The 23,127-nt window shown below is 75.1% G+C and carries 14 protein-coding genes and 1 pseudogene; 5 read left to right on the forward strand and 10 right to left on the reverse strand.

Annotation, left to right across the window (positions count from 1 at the left end):
• Positions 1-2,690: acyltransferase domain-containing protein (locus tag ACSNOK_RS14090; RefSeq protein WP_436780983.1), on the reverse strand; the 2,690-nt coding region annotated here is incomplete at its 3' end.
• A 693-nt stretch (positions 2,691-3,383) separates the two neighbouring features.
• On the opposite strand from ACSNOK_RS14090, the pseudogene ACSNOK_RS14095 reads away from it, so the two are divergent.
• The 3 genes and pseudogenes from ACSNOK_RS14095 to ACSNOK_RS14105 form a co-directional block, all read left to right on the forward strand.
• Positions 3,384-3,674: pseudogene (locus tag ACSNOK_RS14095) on the forward strand (AfsR/SARP family transcriptional regulator); the annotation flags it as partial.
• 15 nt (positions 3,675-3,689) lie between these two features.
• On the forward strand, positions 3,690-4,193 hold the full coding sequence (locus tag ACSNOK_RS14100; RefSeq protein WP_436780996.1) for an AfsR/SARP family transcriptional regulator: 504 nt from the start codon (positions 3,690-3,692) through the stop codon (positions 4,191-4,193).
• A 413-nt stretch (positions 4,194-4,606) separates the two neighbouring features.
• Positions 4,607-5,107 carry an NUDIX domain-containing protein gene (locus ACSNOK_RS14105; RefSeq protein ID WP_436780984.1) on the forward strand — a complete coding sequence of 167 codons (501 nt, stop codon included), beginning with the start codon at positions 4,607-4,609 and terminating at the stop codon, positions 5,105-5,107.
• A 44-nt stretch (positions 5,108-5,151) separates the two neighbouring features.
• Here ACSNOK_RS14105 and ACSNOK_RS14110 read toward each other — a convergent pair whose 3' ends face one another.
• On the reverse strand, positions 5,152-5,754 hold the full coding sequence (locus tag ACSNOK_RS14110) for an HD domain-containing protein (RefSeq protein ID WP_436780985.1): 603 nt from the start codon (positions 5,752-5,754) through the stop codon (positions 5,152-5,154).
• A 143-nt stretch (positions 5,755-5,897) separates the two neighbouring features.
• Between ACSNOK_RS14110 and ACSNOK_RS14115 the strand changes: the two genes are divergently transcribed.
• Complete coding sequence (locus tag ACSNOK_RS14115) at positions 5,898-7,208, forward strand: CAP domain-containing protein (RefSeq protein WP_436780986.1); 1,311 nt, start codon at positions 5,898-5,900, stop codon at positions 7,206-7,208.
• 384 nt (positions 7,209-7,592) lie between these two features.
• Here the strand turns inward: ACSNOK_RS14115 and ACSNOK_RS14120 are convergent, their stop codons facing one another.
• Both ACSNOK_RS14120 and ACSNOK_RS14125 read right to left on the reverse strand, forming a co-directional pair.
• Complete coding sequence (locus tag ACSNOK_RS14120; protein ID WP_436780987.1) at positions 7,593-7,772, reverse strand: hypothetical protein; 180 nt, start codon at positions 7,770-7,772, stop codon at positions 7,593-7,595.
• Between the two features lie 1,052 nt (positions 7,773-8,824).
• Entirely contained in the window at positions 8,825-8,995 is a 171-nt protein-coding gene (locus tag ACSNOK_RS14125) for a hypothetical protein (RefSeq protein ID WP_436780988.1), read from the reverse strand.
• Positions 8,996-9,004: 9 nt separating this feature from the next.
• Between ACSNOK_RS14125 and ACSNOK_RS14130 the strand changes: the two genes are divergently transcribed.
• The gene (locus ACSNOK_RS14130; RefSeq protein WP_436780989.1) at positions 9,005-9,946 is read left to right on the forward strand and encodes a cation diffusion facilitator family transporter; all 942 of its coding nucleotides are present in this window, start codon (positions 9,005-9,007) and stop codon (positions 9,944-9,946) included.
• An 84-nt stretch (positions 9,947-10,030) separates the two neighbouring features.
• Here ACSNOK_RS14130 and ACSNOK_RS14135 read toward each other — a convergent pair whose 3' ends face one another.
• The 6 genes from ACSNOK_RS14135 to ACSNOK_RS14160 all read right to left on the reverse strand — a co-directional run.
• Positions 10,031-11,191: an acyltransferase family protein gene (locus ACSNOK_RS14135; RefSeq protein WP_436780990.1), complete on the reverse strand. Its 1,161-nt coding sequence runs from the start codon at positions 11,189-11,191 to the stop codon at positions 10,031-10,033.
• Between the two features lie 229 nt (positions 11,192-11,420).
• Complete coding sequence (locus ACSNOK_RS14140) at positions 11,421-12,476, reverse strand: NAD-dependent epimerase/dehydratase family protein (RefSeq protein WP_436780991.1); 1,056 nt, start codon at positions 12,474-12,476, stop codon at positions 11,421-11,423.
• 46 nt (positions 12,477-12,522) lie between these two features.
• Complete coding sequence (locus ACSNOK_RS14145; protein ID WP_436780992.1) at positions 12,523-14,097, reverse strand: MFS transporter; 1,575 nt, start codon at positions 14,095-14,097, stop codon at positions 12,523-12,525.
• Positions 14,098-14,319: 222 nt separating this feature from the next.
• A complete protein-coding gene (locus ACSNOK_RS14150; protein WP_436780993.1) occupies positions 14,320-15,828 on the reverse strand; it encodes an amino acid adenylation domain-containing protein in 1,509 nt (502 codons plus the stop codon).
• On the reverse strand, positions 15,825-21,569 hold the full coding sequence (locus ACSNOK_RS14155) for an amino acid adenylation domain-containing protein (protein ID WP_436780994.1): 5,745 nt from the start codon (positions 21,567-21,569) through the stop codon (positions 15,825-15,827). The genes ACSNOK_RS14150 and ACSNOK_RS14155 overlap by 4 nt, the downstream gene beginning before the upstream one ends.
• Positions 21,566-23,127, reverse strand: a 1,562-nt coding sequence (locus ACSNOK_RS14160) for a thioester reductase domain-containing protein (RefSeq protein WP_436780995.1), incomplete at its 5' end; no start/stop codon positions are given. The genes ACSNOK_RS14155 and ACSNOK_RS14160, both read right to left, overlap by 4 nt.

Consider the following 23,127-nt stretch of genomic DNA (forward strand, 5'->3'; position numbering starts at 1 on the left):
GGCTCGGGGCGCGGGTCGAGCAGCAGTGCGCGCAGGTGCTCGGCGAGGGCGGCGGGCGTGGGGTGGTCGTAGAGGAGGCCGGTGGGCAGCGGGAGGCCGGTGGCGTCGCGGAGCCGGTTGCGGAGGGCGACGCCGGCGGCGGAGTCGAGGCCGAGTTCGCGGAACGTCCGGTCGTCCCCGGCGCCGGGGGCGGAGCCGGAGCCGCCGAGCAGGTGGGAGGCGTGTGAGCGCACCAACTCGTCGAGCAGCCGAAGCTGTTCGGGGGCGGGCAGGGGTGCCAGCCGCCGGGCGAGGGCGGAGCCCCGCCCCGCGTCGGGGGCGGTGGTCCGGAAGGGGTACGAGGGCAGGTCGACGCGCCGGGCGCCGGTGAGGACGGGCAGTGCCGTCCAGTCGGCGTCCACGCCGTGCGCGTGGAGCTCGGCGAGCGCGGCGAGGAAGCGGCCGGGCCCGCCGTGGTCCCGGCGCAGTGTCTCCACGACGACGCCGTCCGCGCCCGCCCCGGCGTCGTCCAGCGTGTCCTGGAGGCCGGCGGTGAGGACGGGGTGTGGCGAGATCTCGGCGAACGTCCGGTGGCCGGCCGTGACGAGCGCGCGGGCCGCCTCGTCGAAGCGGATCGGTTCGGCGATGTTGCGGCACCAGTAGGTGCCGTCCAGTCGCCGGGTGTCGAGGCGGCCGCCGGTGAGGGAGGAGTAGAACGGCACGTCCGACGGGCGCGGCGTGACGTCCCGCAGGTCGGCCAGCAACCGGCTCTGTTCCTCGTGCAGTTGCGGGGAGTGGGCGGCGAGTCCGTTGCTCAGCTTGCGGGCGCGGACGCCGTCGGCCGCGAGTTCGTCCAGCAGTTCGGCGACGGCCGGGCGCTCGCCGGAGACGAGGGTGGCGCGGGGCCCGTTGGCGCCGGCGAATACCAGCCGGTCGCCGAACCTGGCCAGGCGGGGGGTCAGTTCGTCCCGGGGCAGGAGGACGGACGCCATGTCCCCGCGGCCGGCCACCCGGGCCTGGGCGGCGCTCCAGGGCACGACGACGCGGGCGGCTTCCTCCAGCGACAGGGCGCCGGCGACGTGCGCGGCGGCGATCTCGCCGAGGCTGGCGCCGACGACGGCGGCGGGCTCCACGCCGTGGGAACGCCAGAGGGCGGCGAGGGAGACCATGACGGCGAACAGCGCCGGCTGGACGACGTCCACCCGTGCGGTGTCGGGAGCGCCGGGCGCGTCGCGCAGGACGTCGAGCAGCGACCAGCCGGTGAGCGGGTCGAGCACCGCCGCGCAGGCGTGCGCGTGGTCGCGGAACACGGCGGAGGAGTCCAGGAGTTCGCGGGCCATCCCGGCCCACTGGGCGCCTTGCCCGGGGAAGACGAACACCGGCCGGCCGCCGGTCCCGCCGGCGGCCGGGGCGACGCCCCGGACGGTCCCGGGCGTGCCGTCGCCCTCGGCGAGGGCGGTCAGGGCGCGGACGGCGTCGGCGCGGTCGGCGACGAGGAGGACGGCGCGGTGCCGGAGCGGGGTACGGGTGGTGGCCAGGGAGAGGCCGATGTCGGCGAGACCGTCCTCGGGGTGTTCCCCGACGTGCCGCAGCAGGCGCCGGGCCTGGGCGCGCAGCGCGCCCTCGGAGTGCGCGGAGAGGGGCCAGGGGGTGAGGGCGGGCGTGGGCTCGGAGCCGGGGGCAGCTGTCCGGTCGGTGTCGTGCTCTGCGCCGGAGGCCGGGGCGGGGGCAGCGGTATCGGAGGCAGCGGCACGGTCGGCGTCGTGCTCGACGTCGTGCTCGGCGGCGGGATCCACGCCGGAGCCCGGCGCGGCGGAATCGGGGCCGGTCGCGGCGTCCGGCGCCGTCGCGTCCGCCGGCTCGGGCGCGCGCGGCGCCTCCAGCCGGACGCCGCCGACGGTCACGCCGCCCCGAACGTCACCGCCGTCCCGGGTGACGGCGGCCAGCGCGGCGAGGAACCCGGTGACAGCGCCGTCCTCCGCGTCCCGGGGGCCCGGCGGCGCGTCACCGGCCGCGCTCTCCGGCCCGTCCGCCTCCGCCCGTACCAGGCAGTGGATCCGGTCCCCGTCCCGCACGGCGTCCGCCCACGGTTTGAGCACGACGGCGAAGGCGCCGGACGCCGGCGTCGAGCCGACGCGCGCGACGGCGGCGAGGGCGAGGGGGTGCCGGCCGGCAACCAGGCTCCGTACGGCGCGGGCGACGGGGCCGTCCTCCGCACCGGCCGGCGCGCACGTGTCGGCGGCCGGGGACGCGCCGGTCTCCGGGAGCGCGTCGCCGGCCGCGGGCGCGGCCACCGCCGGCGCGGCGCCGGCACCGGTCAGGCGCAGGGCGGCGGCGACGGTCTCCGTGACCGGGCCGGGCGGGACGGAGTCCGGGGTGCCGAGGAAGAGGCCGGCCGGGATATCGCCCGCGCCGGGCGCGGCACCGGCATTCTCCAGTGCGGCGTAGGCGAGTTCGGTCAGCAGCCGTCCCGCCGCGTCGAGCCGTCCGGCCTCTTGCGCGGAGAGGCCGAAGAATTCCGGCTCGAATAATGCCGGACCACTCCAGGAATCGGCGGGCGGGACGGGTTCCCCCGCCATTTCGTCCGCGCCCGCCCGCGGTATGTCCGCGGGGTCCGGAGACCACGGGGTACGGCCTGCCATTCCGACGACGGCCACCGTCTTGTCCGGGGCGCGGGGCGGTTCCGGCGCAAGGCGATCGGAATGGCTCATTGGGCTGCTCCCCCGTTACCCGGCTGCACACTCGGACATGAATACGCCGCGGCCCTTCACCGCTTTTTTCGCGGACTTCTCCGGACGACTTCGGGCACCCTAGCGCGGCCGTCTTGGCGGCGTCTTGAAGCCGTCTTGGATCGCTCTTGGACGCGGAACCGGTCACTCTGGAAACAAGAATGCGACAATGCGGTCCGCCGAATTACGAAGAGGAAATGCGCAGCGGTCCGTTGACGTACCGTCGGCGGCGTGAACCCTTTCCGAACGGGGGGCGACGGGAGAGCCGCGCCGACGGCCGGCGGGAAGACGGCGGAGGGGAATCCGGAGGGGGACGGACCGGAGGGACCGGATCCGGCACCGCCGCCGGTTCCCGTGCGCCGCACCAGCGGTCTTACGTCCCGCACGTGTTGTTCGTCACGTTTATGCAAGGTCCTTTTGTGTCAATGGGACCTCTCTCGTCGAGCATGCCCCGTAGGCACTGGTGCGTACGGAGCGGTCCTGTTGGATCATCATCCGTCCGGGAACGGAAGCCCGACTGCCCACGTCAGGCAAAAAGGGGCACACTTGGCGTCGGAGGTGCGAACGCGCGTGCGCCTCCGACCGTCATGCGCGGAAACGGTCCCGGGGCCGGCGGGAACGACCATTCCCGGGAGCCGGCCACCGTTCAGGAGTCGTGACAGGAGGAAAGCGCCGATGTCCATAACCACCGGGTTACAGATCAGCGTTCTGGGTCCGCTGGAGGTCCGGGCCGGTGGCCTGCCCGTGGATCTGGGGCCGGCACGTCAACGCGCCGTACTGGCCGCTCTTTTGTTGACACCGGGTGAAGCGGTTACCACGGAACGGCTGACCGAGGCCGTATGGCCGCGCAACCCGCCGAGTGCCGTGATGACGACTCTGCACAGCTATGTGTCCAATCTGCGGAGGAAATTGGAACCAAGCAGTCCACCACGGTGCCGTAACCGGATTCTGCGGAGGGAGGCTTCCGGTTATGTCCTCGCCGTGGAACCCGAACGCATCGATGTCTGCCGTTTCGAACAGTTGCTCCGCGACGGCCGCCGGCTGCTCCTGGAGGGGAGGCACCAGGCCGCCGGACGCACCCTGGAGTCCTGCCTGGCCCTGTGGCGGGGCACGCCCTACCCGGAGATGTGCGACGACGCGCTGGGCACCCAGGCGGCGGCCCGCCTGGAGGAGTTGCGACTGCTGGCCCTGGAGAGCCGCTGGGAAGCCGAACTGGCCCAGGAACAGGACTACTCCGTGATCGCCGCCGACCTGGCGACGCTCAGCATGAAGTTCCCCACCCGGGAGCGGCTGAGCTGGCTGCACATGCAGGCCCTCTACCGGGCGGGCCGCCAGGCGGAGGCGCTCAAGGTCTACCACCAGACACGGCGCCTGCTGGCGGACGAGTACGGCGTCGACCCGTGCCCGGAGCTGCAGGACCTGTTCGGTTCCATCCTCCGGGGCTCGCCGGCCGTCGGGCGGACCCGCCCCGGCGCGGTGCTCTAGCGGCGACCGCCGCCCACGGCTCGGTGTGGTATCGGCCGCGCAACACCCCCACGCACGGCCGCCGTTCACCGACCCGATCACGGCCACCGCCCCGCCCGTACCGGAGACGGTCCGTTCCGACCCGCCGGACCGTCTCGCGCCCTACCCGCCGCGTCACCCCGTCACAGCAGCCCCCCATCCTCAGGAGGCCCCGATGCTCCGTGGCGTCGCCGCCGCCCGCGCCCCTTCTCCACGCGCTCCGTCGGCCCTCTGATTCCCGTGCCCGATTACCCGCGCAAGGGGCGTCCGCGGGCGCCGCACGCCGGGCGGCACGGAAACGCGCCGGGTGGCCGGTTTCCCGCAACTCGGCGCGTCCCGCCGCCCGTTGCCCCATCCTGGAGACCGGACCTCCGCCCGGAAGCGAAGGAGTTCAGGTGGGAAAACCGCGACTGCCGCTCGCCGAGTACGTCGCCGGCCTGCCCAAGGCGGCCGTGTACGCGGCACTGTTCTTCACCGACACCGAGGACCGCCCCTTGCAACTGCGGTCCTCGGTGAAACAGGGCCTGTGGCAGTTCCCGGGCGGGGACATGGATCCCGGCGAGAGCCCGTTCGGCACCGCCGTAAGGGAGTGCCGTGAGGAGACGGGCATCGTCTTCACCGGCCGCCCGCGGCTCCTCGCGGTGGACTTCGCCCCGCCCGGGCAGTGGCCGGTGGCGAAGGCCGGGTTCGTCTTCGACGGCGGCCGGCTCGGCCGGGACGCGCTGTCCCGGATCGTGCTGGACCCCGGCGAGCACGACGCCTGGGAAGTACGGTCGATGAGCGACTGGGCCCGGACGATGGACAGCCGCACCTGGCAGCGGCTCGCGGCCGTCAACCGCGCGCGGCGCACCGACACCACGGCCTACCTGGAGAGCGTCCCGGACTGTTCCTGCTGAGCGCCGCCCGGCCGCGGGCGCCGGGCCCGGCCCGCCGTACGGTCTCAGCGCCGTACGTGCCCGTACCGGGCGGCGGGCCCGTCGAGGTCGGGCTCGCCGAACCGGTCCCGCAGCGCCTGGAACGCGTCGGCCTTCCCCGACCCGAACAGCCGGGCCAGCCCGGCCGCGTAGGTGTCGGCGGAGAGGAACGCCGGCGGGTCGCTCTTCGTATGGAACTTGTCGGCATACATGACCAGTTGCTCTTCGAGCGTCGACGCGACGTAGTCCGCCTCCGGCAGCGGCAGTCCCTGCCGACGGATGTCGTCCCGCGTGACGCCGACCCCGATGTGGCACGAACAGAACCGGCACAGCCGCTCCGGGAACCCCTCCCGCCGCAGGATCCCGTGCCCGATCACCCCGTGCCGGATGTACTCCCCGAGCCGCAGCCCGCCGTCCGCGTCGAACAGCTCGTACGCGCCGATGTCGTGCAGCAGCGCCCCCGCCCGCACCCACTCCGCGTCCGCCTCCGGCGCCGCCCCGGCCCGCAGTCCCTCGGCGAGCTCCGCGACGACGCGGCAGTGGGTGTAGACGAGGTCGAACGCCTCCGGTGTGGGGGCGTACTTCTCGTGAAGGGCACGGATGTCGTCGACCGACGGCAGAGAGGACATACCGGCAGCGTAACAACGCGCCGATGGCGGGACGACGACAGGCGCGGGAACCGGCGCCCCCTCCCCCGGCGTTCCCATCGGTGGGAAGCGGGCGCCGGCGGGGGCCGCGTCCCGTTTCCCGTACGGCGAGGACGTGATGAACGATGAGCACGCTGGTCCCCGGCGCCACCCTGGAGCTGCCCGACGGCGCCCTGACCGTGGAGGTGAAGGGCCCCTACGACGTGTCGGTCCTGATCACGGGGGCGGACGGGAAGGTGGCCGGTGACGCCGATTTCGTCTTCTACAACCAGCCGTCGGCGCCCGGCGTCCGGCTCGGTCCCGGCCGGGTCACGGTCGACCGCACCGCCCTCCGCCCGGGGGCGAGCCGTCTGACGGTCGTCGTCAGCCCCGAGGAGCCGGGCACCCGGCCGGCCGCGCTGCCCCTCCCCGACCTGCGGATCACCGGGCCGGACGGCCGCGCGCTCGCCCGTTTCGCGCCGCCGCGGCCGACGGACGAGACGGTGCTGCTCCTCGCCGAGGTCTACCGGCGCGGGCCCGGCTGGAAGCTGCGCGCTCTCGGGCAGGGGTACGCGGACGGGCTGGCCGGTGTGGCGCGCGACTTCGGCATCGAGGTGGCGGACGAGCCCGGCCCCGCGCCCGACCCGGCACCCGGCCCCGATTCCGTACCCGATGACGCGCGCGAGTTCACCGCCCTCGTCAACGCCGAGCGCGCCCGCGCCGGCGTGCCGCCGGTGAGCGTGGACGCGCGGCTCGTCGAGGCCGCGCGCCGGCACGCCGACGGCATGGCCCGGCAGGGCCGGCCGACTTCCGAGGGGCCGTCCGGCATCTCGGTGTTCCAGCAGGTCACAGCGTGTGGTTACGCCTACCTCGGGCTGGCGGAGTCATTGGTGTCGGGCCCGCGATCACCCGCCGCCTTCCTGGAGTTCTGCCTTAGGGACGCCCGGTCGTCGGGCCCGGTGCGGGACCCCGCCCTGACGGCGACCGGAGTGGCCCGCGCGGTGGACGCCCGCACCGGCGACACCTTCTGGACGGCGCTGTGGGCCCGGCCGTTCACGGCCGAAGGGCTGGCGCGCACGGCCGCCGACGTCCTCGCCCTCACCAACGTCCACCGGACCGCCGCCGGGTTGCGTCCGCTGGACGGCGACCCACGGCTCACGGCCGCGGCCCAGGCGCACAGCGCGGACATGGCGGCACGCGGCTACCACTCCCACACGGCGCCGGACGGCGGCCGGCCCTGGGACCGCGCCGTCGCGGCGGGCTGCGTCCACCGCTCCATCGGCGAGAACATCGCCTGCGGCCAGCGCTCCCCCGCCGAGGTCGTCGAAGGCTGGATGAACAGCCCCGGCCACCGCGCCAACATCCTCACCCCGGACTTCACCCACCTCGGCGTCGGCTTCGCGGGCGGCGGCCCGGCGGGCACGTACTGGACCCAGCTCTTCGGCGGGGCGGCCTGAGGGGCGGGCGCCCGCTCCGGACGCGGTGCCGCCCGCGTCGGCGGAGGACGCGGCCGTACTCGCCGCCGGGCCGGTGATCGGCGACGCGCCGACGCCCCCCGGCGACGCCGGCACGTCCGGGCCGAGCGGGCCGGCACGGCGCCGGAGACGTTCATGAGACGGGCGCCGGCGGCGCGGACCCGGACCCGTGCCTCGGCGGTTTCGAGTACCGGCCGCTCCTCCCCGATGACCTTGAATGCCGGGGAGTAGCCGCCCCTCCCTGCCGGTTCGCGCGGACCGGCACCCGCCGCACGCACAACCCCGTTGGCCCGTCACACACTTGGGGCAACCACCCCGGCACCGCGCTGGGTGACTGGTCGCCATCCCCGCGGCGGCTGCCGCGTGTCACCGCCGCGGGCGCCGCCTGACCAGGATGCGAAGGGTCGCCCGGGCGTCCCTGCGGCGTTGCGGACTGCGGGCGGCGACGGAGGCGACGACGACCGCCAGCAAGGTGACGGCGCCTGTGAGTCCCGTGGCGGCGGCCAGTACGGCCGCGCTGTTCAGCGTGGCGGGAAGAAGGGACATGGCAGAACCTCCTGGGCGTACGGCCCGGTGGTCCGGTGCACCGGGCCGTGGCCCCGCGGGGCCCGCTACGCCGGATTTCCAGCGACCTCCGGGCGATTGAGGAGCCCGTCGTTACGCTGATACGAAGCATCGGAAAAAGTGTCCGGCGAAGTCTCGCTTCTCGTAGGGCGCGAGCGGATTCACCACGCGGATGGCGGAACGTTCGCACCCCACGAGCCCACCGCGAGCGCGTACCGGGGGCCGAAAGGGAACCGGCGGTGGAGGGAAAGGACGGGGAGGGGGCGAAGGCCCGTCCGCCGTTCTCGGCGGCCTTGGGCCGAAGCGCCGCGAAGGCACGCCCGCGTCCGCCGCGAGGGCGACCACCGCGCACCCCTTCGAACCGCTCGCGTACTTGAGCGAACCCTCGGGGAAACGGGAGTCCACGCACCGCCGATGAGCAGACGCGTCCACGACGTTTTCCGCCGGGCCCCCCAAGTCGCGGATTCGCTCGCCCGGTTCTCATTCACGCGCTGCCGTCCGCTCCCAAGTGCCCGCGTCGCCCACCGCTCTCCGGCTTCCCGTTCTTCCTCTGTGAGCCCCCTTCGCGATCTCCCGGCCCCCCGCCACACTCCACTCGCTCCCCTCGCCCCTCTTCCGGCTTCGCCGAACAGAGCGGGCAGCCGGGTTCCGGGCCGGGTTCGGCACACCGGCCCACGCCCCGCCTCCGGTCCGTTGCCCAACCACCGCCGCGGAAAAGCCGCTTCGGGCGTACCACCCGCCCTCGTCCCGTACGACGGCCACCGGCCGCGGTCTCCGGCCGGTCCCGGCCCCCTCTCCGCCCGTCATCACCCCGCGAACCCGGGCCCACGCCGCCCCGCCGCCGCGATCTGTCCGGATACCGTCGCCGCCACGCCGTTTCCTGGCGTTCTCCGTCGTGCGCCGGTGTTTTCCGGCCACCGACGGGGTGGTCCCGTCCGGAATGCCGGGGAAAGAAAACGGGAAATTACCGCATGGGACGGCGCTCTTGATAACCGTCTCCATTGCAGCCTTTGAAATCGCCGAAACAATGCGCTTCACTTTCCCTGCCCAGCCCGGAACGAGGGGGTTTCATGCAACAGGCGCACCGGCATGCCGGCGACACGACGGCGGACGGGGAGGGTCACCGGCACGATTCCCACGCCCACGGCGGTCACCACCATGGCCATGGGCACGGACACCACCACGGCCACGGTCACGGCGGGCACAGCCACGGCGTGGCCGCCGACGCGGACCGGCGCTGGCTGAGCATCGCGCTCGGCCTCATCCTGGCCTATATGGCGGTGGAAGTCGTCGTCGCTTTCCTGGCCCATTCCCTGGCCCTGATTTCCGATGCCGCCCACATGCTGTCCGACGCCGGTTCCATCGTGCTGGCCCTGGTGGCGATGCGGCTGGCGGCCCGTCCCGCCAAGGGCGGCTACACCTACGGGCTGAAGCGCGCGGAGATCCTGTCGGCCCAGGGCAACGGGCTGACCCTGCTGCTGCTGTCCGTCTGGCTGGCGTACGAGAGCGTGGAGCGGCTGATCGACCCGCCGGAGGTCGGCGGTGGCATGGTGCTGGCGACCGCCGTGTCGGGCGTGGTGGTGAACATCGCCGCCGCGTGGTGCATGTCGAAGGCCAACCGGTCCTCGCTCAACGTGGAGGGCGCCTTCCAGCACATCATCACCGACCTGTACGGCTTCATCGCCACCGCGGTGGCCGGTGCGGTGGTCATGCTGACCGGGTTCACCCGCGCCGACGCCATCGCCACGCTGGTGGTCGTGGCCCTGATGCTGCGGTCCGGGGTGTCCCTGGTCCGCGCCTCGGGGCGGATCTTCCTGGAGGCCGCGCCCCCCGGTATGGAGCCGGACGAGGTGGGTGCCCGGATGGCGCGGCAGGACGGCGTGGTGGAGGTCCACGACCTGCACATCTGGGAGATCACCTCGGGTGAGGTGGCGCTCTCGGCGCACGTACTGGTCGAGCCGGGCGGCGACTGCCACACGGTGCGGACCGCCGTCCAGGCCGACCTCCGCGCGGGGTACGGCATCACCCACGCGACGCTGGAGGTGTGCGAGGCGCCCGGCGAGCTGGTGGGCGTCGGCTCCGGCGAGGCGGGCGGCGGGCGGCACTGCGAGGCCCCGCACGGCACGGTCCACCGGCGGGTGCCGGAGGCCGGCTGAGCGCGCCCGGCGCGCCCCACGGACAGGAACCGCCCCCGCCCCCGTCGGGGGCGGTTCCTCATTTCCGGGCGCCCCAAGCGGCCGTCAGGACCGTCGCCGCCCGGACCCCAGCAGCCTGGTCAGCGGGCGTTCCACCCCCGCGTACATCGCCCACGACACCGCCACCGAGACGGCGAGGAACGTGACGGCCAGGAAGGCCCGGAAGCCGTCGCCGCCCGTGTGGTTCTCGTCCACCAGCCGGTAGCCGTAGGTGAGGACGAGCATGTGGACCATGTAGAAGGCGAAGGAGACGTCGCCCAGCCACACCGCCGTCCGGCTCCGGAGCGGCGAGCGGGACGCGCGGACGTCCGCGCCGGCGCCCGCGAGGACCAGCAGCGCCATCGGGATCACCAGGACGGCCGTGATGGCGTAGAGGAACGGCACGTACATCGCGAGCGGGTAGCCGATCGCCAGGGCGGGCAGGGCGTGCCGGAACCGTACGCGGGTGCCGCCCGCCTCCGCCAGGGCCCGGGCGAGCAGCATGCCGAGGACGAACTCCAGGAGGCGCGCGGGCGGGAAGGTGTAGACGGCCCAGTACCGGTGGAGCGTCGTGGGCAGTCCGTAGAACGACGGTTCGGCCGAGGTCACCGCGGTGACCAGGGCGGGCAGCAGGATCACCGCGAGGGCCGCGGCCCCGGCGCAGGCCCACAGCCGGGCGGCGGGGATGCGCCGGACGAGCGGGACGAGCAGCGGGAAGACGAGGTAGAAGAAGGCCTCGCAGGACAGCGACCAGGAGACGCCGTTGACGCTGTCGTAGACGTCGAAGACCGGCCACCAGGACTGGACGAGGAAGAGGTTGGGCACCGCCTGCCGGGCCGTGACCTGGCCGCCCGCCCAGTCGATGAGCAGCAGGGCGGCGAGCCAGGTGACGACGTGCGTCGGGTAGATCTTCGTCGCGCGGCGCCGCCAGAAGGCGCCCGCGCGGTCGCCCGGCCGGGCGGACCAGGCCAGGACGAATCCGCTGAGCAGGAAGAAGAAGGCGACGCCCGAGCGGGCGACGATCAGCGCGAAGGTGGCCGCCTCGTTGCCCTCCCAGACGCCGTCGAACCAGAAGGTGAAGTAGGCGTGCGCGGCGAACACCGCGAAGGCGGCGACGAACCGCAGGCCGGTGAGCGAGGGGAGCCTCGTGGGGAGCGGTCCGGCCGGTGCGGGTGCCGGCGCGGCGGGGCCCGTCGGGGCGGGTATGGGCTGGGCTGCCGGGGCCACGGCGTCTCCTGGGGGAGCAGGGGCGTCTGGGAGGGGGAGCCCCCGAGCGAGCGGGGGCATCCAAACAGGGGTCCGAACGGGCGCGTCCGAAGGGGGTGAGCCCCTGAGGGGGCGTCGAAATCGCGCCCGAACGTATCAACGCCGATGGCCGGATGTATGCCAACCGAGGATGGCATCGGCCCCTGCAACCGGGGTTGCAGGGGCCGGTGTGACGTGCTGTCGGGCGGGGTCAGAGGCCGAGCCGGCGGAGCAGGGCGGCCTCCTCGACGGGGGTGAGGCCGGCCGGGGGGCGGCGTCCGGCGGCCCGGCCCAGCCGGTCGTCCAGTACCGCGCGGGCGGTGTCGGCGACCGGCCGGGTGCGCAGCCCGGCGTCGGCGGACGGTCCGGGGTTCCGGGCGAGGGCGCCGTACAGCTCCCGTGGCGGCCAGAGCGGCAGCGAGTGCGGGCCGGTCCACGGCCGGACGCCCGCCTCGGCCAGGACGGGTTCGGGGACGGGGACGAGCTCGGGCTCCCGGCCCACCGCGTCGGCGGTCTCCGCCAGCAGGTCCGTCAGGGTCGCCGCGGGACCCACGGCGTCGAAGGTCCCGGCGGTCCGCTGTTCGGCGGCGTCGACGATCCACGCCGCCAGGTCCCGGACGTCCAGCAGCTGGGCGGGGAGCGGGCGGCCCGTCTCCCCGGCGGCGGGCGGTACGGCGGTGGGGCCGCCGCGCGCCATCCGCAGCGGCCAGTAGCCGAACGGGCCGACGTCGTCGCCCGGACCGGTGAGCAGCCCGGGCCGGACGACGAACGCCCGGTCGTCGCCGGCCGCCTCCCGCACGGCCGCCTCGCATGCGAGTTTGACGCCGCCGTACCGGGCCTGGGACGGCTCGGGGTCACGGGCGGGGTCGTAGGCGGCCGTGTCGTCGGGCAGGGCGGGCCGCAGCGGTGCGGTGCGGGCGTCCTGGCCGGGGGTGTGGGTGTCGGCGTAGACGCTGATGGAGGAGACGAACGTCCAGTGGGCGGCGGTCACGGCGGCGAGCGCCGCCCGTACCCAGGGCAGGGCGAGGGTGGCGGTCTCGACGGCGGCGTCGAACACGGTGCCGCGCAGGGCGTCGAGGGCGCCGGGGGCGGCCCGGTCGGCCCGCAGCAGGCGGGCCCCGGCGGGCGGCGCGCCGCCGGTGCCGCGGGCCACGCAGGTGACGTCGTGCCCGCGGGCGACGGCCTCGCGGGCGACGGCGCCGGAGACGAAGCCCGTACCGCCCAGGACCAGGAGGCGCTGCGGGGAGGTGCGGCCGGACGGGGTCATGCGGGGGCTCCTGGCGTGGGCGGGACGGGCTGGTGGTGACGGGGGCTCAGGCCGGTTCGGGTTCGGCCTTGCCCGGGCTCTTCTCCGCTTCGGGGGCGCCGGTGAGCAGGTCCTTCTTGCGGACCAGGGTCAGCGCGACGGCCGCGGTGACCACGCAGATGGCGGCGGCCCAGGTCATCACGGTGGACGCGCCGTCGGAGACGGCCGTCTCCAGGGTGCGGCGGACCTGGTCGGCGGCGGCGTCCGGGACGTGCTCCAGCGCGCGGGTGATGTCGCCCTGCGCGGCGGCGGAGACGATCGCGTCGTGGTCGGTTCCGGCCAGCACGGGCTCCCCGTCGGCCTGGTCGGAGATGCGGGCGCGGAAGAGGACGCCGAAGATGGCGGCCCCGGTGCCGGCGCCGAACATGAAGAGGCTGTTGATGGCCCCGGACGCCATGCCGGCGCGCTGCTTGGGCACCACGTTCACGGCGAGGGACATCGACGGGCTGCCGGCCAGCCCGCCGCCGACGCCCCAGAGCAGCAGGCCGGGCAGGGCGGCCCAGATGGTGGTGTCGCGGTCGAACGACCAGGCCATGGCCACGCCGCCGACGGCGAGGATGCCGAAGCCCGCGGCGATGATGTGCGACGGCGAGTACTTGGCCTGGAGCTTGCCGGCGACCAGGCCCATGCCGAGCTGGGGGGCGAAGATGGCCATCATCAGCAGGCCGTTCTGCAGCGGGCTGAGGCCGCGGGCGCTCTGGAAGTACAGGATGTAGTACACCGAGCCGCCGACGGTGGCGAAGCGGGAGAAGAAGGCGATCAGGGTGGCCGCCACGAAGGTGGGGACCTTGAACAGCGTCAGGTCGAGGGTGGGGGCCTGCACCCGCCGTTCCAGGACCAGGAATCCGGCGAGCAGCACCACGCCCACCCCGAGCTGGACGAGGGTCGCGGCGCTCGCCCAGCCTTGCTCCTCGCCCTGGGTCAGCGCGTAGTTGACGACGCCGAGGGTGAGGACGAGCAGGCCGGCGCCGGTCCAGTCGATGCCGGACAGGGAGGAGCGCGGCGGGTCGGCGGGCAGCCGGGTGCGGCAGAGGAAGAGGGCGACCGCCCCGATCGGCACGTTGATCAGGAACAGGTAGCGCCACTGGGTGAGGTCGACCAGCAGACCGCCGATGACCGGCGCGACGGCGCCGCAGGCGCCGAGGGTGGTGCCCCAGACGGCGATGGCCATGTTGCGGGCCTGGCCCTCGTAGACCTGGGCGATCAGCGGCATCGCGTTGGCCAGGACGAAGGCCGCGCCTATGCCCTGCACACCGCGGGCCAGGTCCAGCGTCAGCGCGTTGGGGGCGATGCCGCAGGCGAGGGACGAGAGGGTGAACAGCGCGATGCCGCTCATGAACATGACCCGGCGGCCCAGCCGGTCGGAGAGCGAGCCGGCCGCCTGCTGGAAGGCGCCGAACGTGACCGTGTACCCGATGATGATCCATTGCAGGGCGGCCAGCGAACCGCCGAGATCGGACTGGATCGACGGCAGCGCCACGGAAACGATAGTGATATCGATGACCAATAGCGCCGAGGCGACGACGGTGATGATGAGCACGATGCGGGCCTGCCGGCCCACCGCGGTATCCGTGGCGCTCACTAAAGCCTCTCCGTTGGGTTGCTGCGGCGGCCGGCGGAGCCATGGGCGGTGCATTGACAATCGTTTCCGAATTCATTCCGGCGAGCCGCCGCCTCATCGAGTAAGGGTCACCTTACCGCGCATGGTGGCGCGAGTTTAGCACTCGATTTCCGGCTATTCCGATGGGCGGCCGAGAATTTCGGCCGCCCTTGGTTCCGGTGAATTCCCCGCCCCGACGGCGGGTCAGCCGGGCGGTTCCGGGAGGGCGTTGACGTCGATTTTCCCGGTCACGGTGAGCGGCAGGGCGGCCATCGGCACGAACACGGCCGGAACCATGTAGGACGGCAGCCGGCTCCCCAGGTGCTTCCTGAGCACGGCGGGGTCCGGCCGCCCGTCGCACTCGACGTACGCGACCAGTCCGGCGGCGTCGGCCGCGCCGCCGCGGGCGACGACGGCGGCCCTGCGGACCTCCGGCCGCTCCAGCAGCGCGCCCTCGATCTCCCCCGGTTCGATCCGCAGCCCCCGCACCTTGACCTGCTGGTCCGCCCGTCCCAGGTAGTCGAGTTCGCCCGAGGGCAGCCGCCGGGCCAGGTCGCCGGTCCGGTACATCCGGGCCCCGGGCACCCCGGAGAACGGATCGGGGAGGAACCGCTCGGCCGTGAGGCCCGGCCGGCCCAGATAGCCGCGGGCCAGTCCCGCACCGGCGAGGTACAGCTCCCCGGCGTCGCCGTCCGGGACCGGCCGGCCGGCGGCGTCCAGGACGTACGCGTCCGTTCCCGTGACCGGCCTGCCGATCAGCGGTTTGGCGCAGCACCGGGGCACCGTGCTCCAGGTGGAGTACGTGGTGTCCTCGGTCGGGCCGTAGAGGTTGTGCACGCGCTCGACGGTCCCGGTGCCGTACAACTTCCGCGCCAGGGTGGCCGGAAGTGCCTCCCCGGCCAGGTTGACCGTCACCACGGAGGCCGGCAGCGGGCCGGAGGCCAGCAGGTCGAGGAGGAGGCTGGGGACGGTGTTGACCAGGGTGACCGGCCGCCGGGAGGCGGCCACCGGCAGGTGGAAGACCGTCTCCGCCAGGACCACCGTGCCGCCGCTCGCCAGCGGGGCGAACAGCTCGAAGACCGACAGGTCGAAGCAGAGCGAGGTGGAGGCCAGGGTGTACCGCAGTTCGCGGGGTGTGAACCGGGTCAGCGCCCAGTCCACGAGCGCCGCCGCGCTGCGGTGTTCGACGGCGACGCCCTTGGGGCGGCCCGTGGAGCCGGAGGTGTAGAGGACGTAGGCGAGGTTCCCCGCGTCGGGGCCCGTGTGCGGGTTGGCGCCCGGGTCGGCGGCGGCGATGCGGGACCAGTCGCGGTCCAGCGACACCACCGAGGCGGGGCCGCCCTCCAGCCGGGCGCGGAGCGCGTCCTCGGTGACGACCAGGCGGGCGCCGCTGTCCCGCAGCATGAACTCCATGCGGTCGGCGGGGAACGCCGGGTCGAGCGGCACGTACGCCGCCCCGGCCTTCAGCACGCCGAGGACGGCGACGACGAGCCACGGGGTGCGGCCCAGGCAGACGCCGACGGGCGTCTCGGGGCCGGCGCCGAGCCGGCGCAGGTACGCGGCGAGGGCCTCGGCGGACTCCTCCAGTTCGGCGTAGGTCACCCGTTCCCGGCCGGCCGTCACCGCCTCGGCGTCGGGGCTCTCCGCCGCCCGGCGGGCGACGCGTTCGTGCAGCAGCGGCGGCCCGGCCGGCTGATCCGTCGTCAGGTTCACGCTTCCGCACCGTCCTTCACCGCGGCCCGGCGGGCGGACAGCTCGCGGGCGACCTCCTCCGGGGTCATCCGGGAGACCCTCAGGTGGATCCCGGCGACCGCCTCGGAGCGGCCGGGGACCTCCTCCCCCGCCGTGATCGCCGCGGCGAGCCCGGCGACGGTCGGCGACAGGAACAGCGTCCGCAGCGAGATCCCGTCGGAGGTGAAGACCTGCCGGAGCCGGGTGACGATGCGGGTCGCGAGGACCGAATCCCCGCCCAGGGCGAAGAAGTTCTCGTCTTCGCCGACCGCCGGCCGGTCCAGCACCTCGGCCCAGACGCCGGCGCAGACCTCGGCGACGGCGGAGCGGGGCGCGTCCGGGGAGCCGGCCGGTTCGGCGGCGGGTTCGGGCAGGGCCGCCCGGTCCACCTTGCCGTTGGCGTTGAGCGGCAGCGTGTCGAGGACCGTGAACGCGGACGGCACCATGTGGCCGGGGAGGACGCCCCGCAGATGGTCGCGCAGCCGGGCCGCGAGCCCGTCCCGGTCCGCGCCGGCGGCCGGAACCACGTACCCGGTCAGGCCCCGGTGACCGGGCCGGCCGGCCGCCCGGCGGCCCGTCACCACGGCCGCCGTCACCTCGGGGTGCGCCAGGAGCGCCGCCTCGACCTCGCCGGGTTCGATCCGGTGGCCGCCGACCTGGATCTGGAAGTCGGCGCGGCCCACGAACTCGATGGTGCCGTCCGGCAGGAAGCGGCCCAGGTCGCCCGTGCGGTAGAGGCGTTCGCCGGTCTCCGGGTGGGTGAGGAAGGCGGCGGCGGTGCGCTCGGGGTCGTCCCAGTAGCCGCGCGCGAGGCCGACGCCCGCGACGTACATCTCCCCCGTCGCCCAGACCGGCCGGTCGCGCAGCCGCTCGTCGAGGATCCGGTAGCGGGTGTTGGCGATGGGCGTGCCGTACGGGACGGTGCGCCGGTCCGGGTCCAGGCGGCGGACGCGGTGCCGGATGTTCCACAGCGTGGTCTCGGTGGGGCCGCCGACGCTCACCACCTCGACGTCCGCCTCCTCGGTGAGCCGGCGGACGGCGGGCACGGACAGCCAGTCGCCGCCGAGGAAGGCCAGCCGCAGCGGCTCCAGGGCGCCGAGGTCCGGGCCCAGGTGCTCCAGCAGCATCTCCATCATCGCGGGGACGGAGTTCCACAGGGTGATCCGGTGCTCGGTCAGCAGCCGGGCCCAGTGCGCGGCCTCGCGGCGCCGCTCCGCCTCGGGCATCACCAGCGTCCCGCCGGCGCCGAGCACACCGAACACGTCGAAGACGGACATGTCGTGGTGGAGCGCGGTCAGTGCGAGCACCCGGTCGCCGGGGCCGACGCCGAACTCCTCGACGGTCTCCCGCAGGGCGTTGACGACACCGCGGTGTTCGGTCATCACGCCCTTCGGGCGGCCGGAGGAGCCGGAGGTGAACAGCACGTAGGCGAGGTCGGAGGGGGTCGCGGCGGGCGCGGGCGGTTCCGTCGTGTCCGGTACGTCCGCCGGGAGCGGCTCGTCGAGGGCGAGCGCCTCCCGCCCGGCGGCGTGCCCGGCCAGGCCGCGGCGGGTGAGGACGAGGCCGGCGCCGCAGCGGTCGAGGAGGGCGCGGATCCGGTCGGCCGGCGCGTCGGGGTCCACGGGCAGGTAGGGGGCGCCCGCGTACAGGACGGCGTAGGCGGCGACGATTTGCTCCCAGCCCTTGTCGAGGACGATGCCGACGGGCCGGTCCGGGGCCGCGCCGCGGGCGCGCAGCCAGTGGGCGACGCGGCAGGCCTCGCGGTGCAGCGCGGCGTAGGTGAGGGTGCGGCCGGCGGCCACGACGGCGGTGGCGTCGGGCCGGAGCGCCACCTGCTCCCGGAAGGCGTCGTGGACGAGGCGTTCGGGCAGTTCGCGGGTGCCGCCGTCGCCGAAGCCGGCGGCGGCCGGGGCGAGCCGGGCGGACGGCGGCAGGGGGTCCGCCGCGGTCCAGGCGCTGTCGTCGTCGGCGAGCCGCTCCAGCAGGCCGCCGAGCCCGGCGAACATCTCGTCGAGCAGGGCGGGGTCGAACAGGGCTTCCTGGACGTCCCAGTTGACGACGAGGTCGCCGTCCTGCACCTCGGTCAGCAGGTCCATCCACACCTGCGGGGTCTGGGTGATGCCGCCCACCTGGCGGAGCAGGCCGCCCAGCAGCCCGGCGGTGCCGCCGGCGAGGGGCACCGCGCTGGTGAAGACCACCGGCATCAGGGCGCCGTCGTACCCGCCCCGCAGGCGCATGAGTTCACGCAGGAGGTGGACGCCGCTGACGTAGGAGTGGCTGAGGTCGCTCCACAGCCGCTCCTGGACGCGGCGGGCGCGGACGGCGAAGCCGTCGCCGCCGGCGGCGTCCACCTCGACGAGCGCGAACGACGCGAACTCGCCGACCGTCGCGTCGACTTCGGGATGCACCGGGAGCCGGTTGAGGTTGGTGACGTTGAGGGTGAAGCGGGGTTCCTGGGCCCACGGGGCGAGGGCCTCGGCGTAGGCCGCGAGCAGCAGTCCGGCCGGGGTGAGGCCGGCCTCGCCGGCGCGGGCCACCAGCCGGTCCCAGCGTTCGGCGGGGATCCGTACCGACCGGCGGACGAACCGGGGCTCGGTCACCGACTCGGGGCTGCGGACCATGGGCAGGCGCGGGGCCGGCGGCAGCGACGGGAGCCGCCGCTCCCAGTAGGCGGCCGAGGCGCGGTGCTGTTCGGTGCGGTCGAGGCCCGCGGTGGCCAGGACGTAGTCCCGGTAGGAGAGGGCGGGCCGCGGGAGTTCGGCGTCCGGGTCGGCGTAGCAGCGGGTCAGGTCGTCGAAGACGATCCGGGCGCTGGCGAAGTCGCTGCACAGGGCGTCGATGCTGAAGTGCACCCGGTACCGGTCGTCGGGCAGCTCGGCCACCACGACCTCGAACAGCGGCCAGGTGTCCACCGGCCGCACCTCGTGCGAGTACCGTTCGCGGATGGCGGCCAGGCCGTCCCGTACGGCGTCCTCGCCGGCGTCGCGGAGGTCGACCACCGGCATGGTGTACGGCGGCACGGTCTCCAGCACCCGCTGTTCCATGGTGTCGGGCAGGACGACGGCCCGCAGCATGGGGTGCCGGTCCACCACCCGCCGCCAGGCCCGCTCGAACCGCGCGCGGTCCAGGCCGGCGCCCTCGAACTCCAGGTACATGTGGGCGGAGACGTTGCCCGAGGAGAGGGCTCCGGTGCGGCCGACGCAGTACGCCTGCTGCTGGTCGGTGAGGCGGAACGGCTCGTGCGCCGCGCCGGGGTCGGGGCGGACGGCGGGGAGCCCGGTGTGCCCGGCGGCGCCGTCCCGCTCCCCTTCCACGGCCCGGGCCAGCTCGGCGACCGTGCGGTGGCGGAAGATGGCGTGCGGGTCGGCGTCGACGCCGAGCCGCTCCCGCAGCCGGTTCATCACCCGGATGCCGAGCAGCGAGTTGCCGCCCAGTTCGAAGAAGGTGTCGTGCACGCCGACCCGGTCGACGCCGAGGATCTCCCCCCACAGGGCCGCGAGTTCGCTCTCCAGGGGGGTGCGCGGGGCGTCCTCGCCGGCCGGTGCCGGCCGGTCGCCGGGGGCGGGCAGCGCGGCGCGGTCCACCTTGCCGTGGGCGGTCAGCGGCAGCGTGTCCAGCACGGCCAGGTGGGCGGGGCACAGGTAGGACGGCAGCCGGTCCGCGAGGTACGCGCGCAGCGCGGCCGGCTCGGGGCGGGCCGCGCCGGCGGGGGTGACGTACCCGGCGAGTGCCCGGTGGCCCGGTTCGCCGTCCGTCCGGGGCAGGGCGACGACGACGGCCGCGTCGACGGCCGGGTGGGCGCGCAGCGCCGTCTCGATCTCGCCGAGTTCGATGCGGTGGCCGTCCACCTTGACCTGGAAGTCCTCGCGGCCGAGGAACTCGACGTTGCCGTCCGGCAGGAAGCGGCCCAGGTCGCCGGTGCGGTAGAGGCGTTCGCCGGTCTCCGGGTGGGTGAGGAAGGCGGCGGCGGTGCGCTCGGGGTCGCGCCAGTAGCCGAGGGCCACGCCGGTGCCGCCGATGTACAGGTCGCCGGGGACGCCGACGGGCCGGGGGCGGAGGGCCGCGTCGAGGACGTGGACGGTCTGGTTGGCGAGCGGCTTGCCGTACGGGATGCTGGTCCAGGCCGGGTCGACGGCGTCGACGTCGTAGGTGGTGGAGAGCACGGACGCCTCGGTGTTGCCGCCGAGGCCGACGAACCGGACGTCGGGGGCGATGTCCCGGGCGCGGGCGGGCAGCGAGAGCGGGATCCAGTCGCCGCCGAGGATGAGCAGCCGCAGCGAGTCGGCCCACGGCTCGTCGTCCTGCTCGACCTGTTCGCAGAACAGCTCGAAGAGGGCGGGCGCCCCCATCCAGGTGGTGACGCCCTCGCGGCGGACGAGGTCCAGCCAGTGCGCCGGGTTCCGCTCGGCTCCCGGGTCGGGCAGGACGAGGGCGGCGCCCGCGCAGAGCGCGCCGAACATGTCCCAGACCGACAGGTCGAAGCTCATGGCGGACAGGCCGATGAAGCGGTCCTCGCAGGTGACGTCGTAGCGGGCGTTGACGTCGAGGACGGTGTTCAGGGCGCCCCGGTGCGGGACGACCACGCCCTTGGGCCGGCCGGTGGAGCCGGAGGTGAACAGCACGTACGCCGGGTCCTCGGGCGTCTGGGCGGGCTCCAGCGGGCCGTCGTCGGCGCCGGCCCACGCGGCGTCGTCGTCCACGGCGAGGACGGTGACGCCGGCGGGCCACGTCCACCGGCCGGCCACCGACCGCTGGGTGAGGACGATCCGGGCCCCGGTCGTCTCCAGGACGTACTCCCGGCGTTCGGCGGGGAGGGCGGGGTCGAGGGGCACCCAGGCCGCCCCGGATTCCAGGACGCCGAGGATGCCGACGGGCTGCTCCCAGCCCTTCTCCATGCACACGGCCACCAACCCGCCCGGCTGGGCGCCGAGTTCGCGGAGCCGGCGGCCGACGCGGCGGGCCCGGGAGGCGAGTTCGGCGTAGGTCAGCCGGCGGTCGCCGGCGACGACGGCCGTGCGTCCGGGGTGGCGGGCGGCGGCCCGGCCCACGGCCTCGTGCAGCAGTCCCTCGGGGACGGGCGCGGCCGTGGCGTTGACCTCGGCGCGGGCGCGCTCCTGGGCGGCGGGCAGCCGGACCGGGGAGCCGGGCGCCGTCCAGGCGTCCGCGTCCTCCGTGAGGGCGGTGAGCAGCGCGGACCAGGAGTGGGCCATGTCCTCCGTCATCCCGGCGGGAAGAGTCCCGGGGGCGCTCTCCCATACGGCGGTCACCCCGTCGTCCGCCGGCCGCAGCCGCAGGGCGAGGACGGGCGGCCCGGCGTCCGGGTACGGCGCGGCCGGGCCGGCGAGTTCGTCGGCGAACTCCACGGCCGGTACGGGCGCCGCGCCGGCCGGCGGGGCCTCGGCGTGGCGCCGGGCCCGGTCGAGGAAGGTGCCCTCGGGCGTGGTGTCGACCGGCACCGAGCGGGCGCCGGCCGCGTCCCGCCACCGCAGGGCGAACGCCGGGTCCTTCGACCACAGGGCGAGGACCTCGGTGAACGCGCCCGCCAAGACGGCGGCGGGGGCGAGTCCCCGCTCGGCGGCGCGTGCGGCGAGCCGCCGCCACCGGGGGCCGTCCAGGTGCAGCGGGACGGTCTCCGGCGCCCCGGCCGGGCCCCCGGCCGCCGCCCCGGGCAGGAGGGGCAGCCGTGGGCCCGCCACCGTGGGCTCGGCGTTCTGGGCGCTCATATGACGATCTCCGATCCGGGGGTGCGGGAGCCGGCGGCCGGCGGCAGCGGACCCGCGGCGGTGAGGTGGTCGAGGTAGCGGTCCAGCGCCGGGCCGTCCGGGGGCGGGCAGGGGACCGCGCCGGCGAGCGCCCGGAGGGTGCCGGTGACGTCCAGGCGGAGGCTGCCGAAGCCGGGCATGCCCCGGGAGGCGCCGGCCAGGGCGGCGACCGAGGCGACGGACTCGTCGGCGTCGCCGCCGGCCTCCAGGAGGTCGGCGGTCACCGCGCGCGTCCACTCCTCCGGGTCGGTCTCCGTCAGCGGGTGTCCGGCCGCGCGCAGCCGCTCGACGACGGCGGCGAACCGGGTGCGGACCGGGTGGGCGAGGTGGTACGTGCCGCCCAATGCCGCGGGTTTCAGCGACAGTTCGGCGAGGGCGGCGGTGGCGTAGTCGACGGGGACGAGGTCGAAGTCGGCGTCCGGCCCGTAGGCCGGGACGGTGCCGAGCCGGACGCAGGCGGCGAGGAACCGGCCGAAGGCGGAGTCGGGGTCGCCGGCGCCGGTCGTGGAGTCGCCGCCGAGCCGGCCGGGCCGGTAGACGGAGACGGGGATGCCGCGCTCGCGGGCCGCGTCGACCCGTTCCTCGGCCGCCCAGCGGCTGCGGACGTAGCCGGAGGGCAGGACGCGGTCGGCGGGCACCCGGCCGTCCGGGGCCAGGATCCCGGGTTCGGCGTCGCGGTCGAGGAGGACGCCCGGCGACGACACGTAGTGCACGGCCTTGACCCGGTCGCGGGCGGCGAGCCGCAGCACCTCGGTGGTACCGCCCACGTTGGCCGCCCGCAGCTCGGCGTAGGGCAGGGCCAGGTTGGCATCGCACCCGGCGTGGTGGATGACGTCGACCGTGGCGGCGAGCCGGGCGAAGGCGATGGGCGACAGGCCCAGCCGGGGTTCGCGGAGGCTGCCGGGGAGGGGCGTGACGCGCTCCCACGGCACGGTGACGCCGTACCGGGCCAGAGCGCGTTCCAGCGCCCCGGCGGCCTCGGCGGGGTCGTCGGCCTCGACGAGGCAGTGCACCCGGGCGGTGGTGCGGTCCAGCAGCCGGGCGAGCAGGTGGGCGCCGAGGAAGCTCGTCGCGCCGGTGAGCAGGATGTGCTCGGGGGCGGCCGTGCGCCGGGGGTCGTGCGGGGCGCTGTCGGCGGGGGTGACGTCCGGGTCGAGGACGGCGTCGGCGGTGAGGGTGGCGAGGTCGTCGTCCTCGGCGGGGGGCTCGGGGGCGGCGCCGCGGGCCCGGTCGAAGACGGCGGCGAGCGCGCTCACCGTGCGGGCCTCGAAGAAGACCTGCACCGGCAGGTCGACGCCGAGCCGTTCGCGGAGCCGCAGCAGGACCCGGACGGCGCGCAGGGAGTGCCCGCCGGCCTCGAAGAAGTCCTCGTCGGGGTCGATCTCGCGGAGGCCCAGCACCTCGCGCCAGACGGCGGCGATCTCGCGTTCGGTGGGCGTGAGTTCGGCGTCCGGGGCCGCCGCCGGCGCCGTGTCCGCCACGGCGGGCCGGGGTTCCGGTGCGGCGGCGGGGGTGGCGG

Origin of the sequence: Streptomyces sp. URMC 126, assembly GCF_051386555.1 — a bacterium.
In the GTDB taxonomy this organism is placed as follows: domain Bacteria; phylum Actinomycetota; class Actinomycetes; order Streptomycetales; family Streptomycetaceae; genus Streptomyces.

Excerpts from the sequence above, each read along its gene's own strand:
- ACSNOK_RS14110 (WP_436780985.1), bottom strand. The coding sequence starts at position 5,754 with ATGTCCTCTCTGCCGTCGGTCGACGACATCCGTGCCCTTCACGAGAAG.
- ACSNOK_RS14140 (WP_436780991.1), bottom strand. The coding sequence starts at position 12,476 with ATGACCCCGTCCGGCCGCACCTCCCCGCAGCGCCTCCTGGTCCTGGGC.
- ACSNOK_RS14115 (WP_436780986.1), top strand. The coding sequence starts at position 5,898 with ATGAGCACGCTGGTCCCCGGCGCCACCCTGGAGCTGCCCGACGGCGCC.
- ACSNOK_RS14155 (WP_436780994.1), bottom strand. The coding sequence starts at position 21,569 with ATGAGCGCCCAGAACGCCGAGCCCACGGTGGCGGGCCCACGGCTGCCC.
- ACSNOK_RS14120 (WP_436780987.1), bottom strand. The coding sequence starts at position 7,772 with ATGTCCCTTCTTCCCGCCACGCTGAACAGCGCGGCCGTACTGGCCGCC.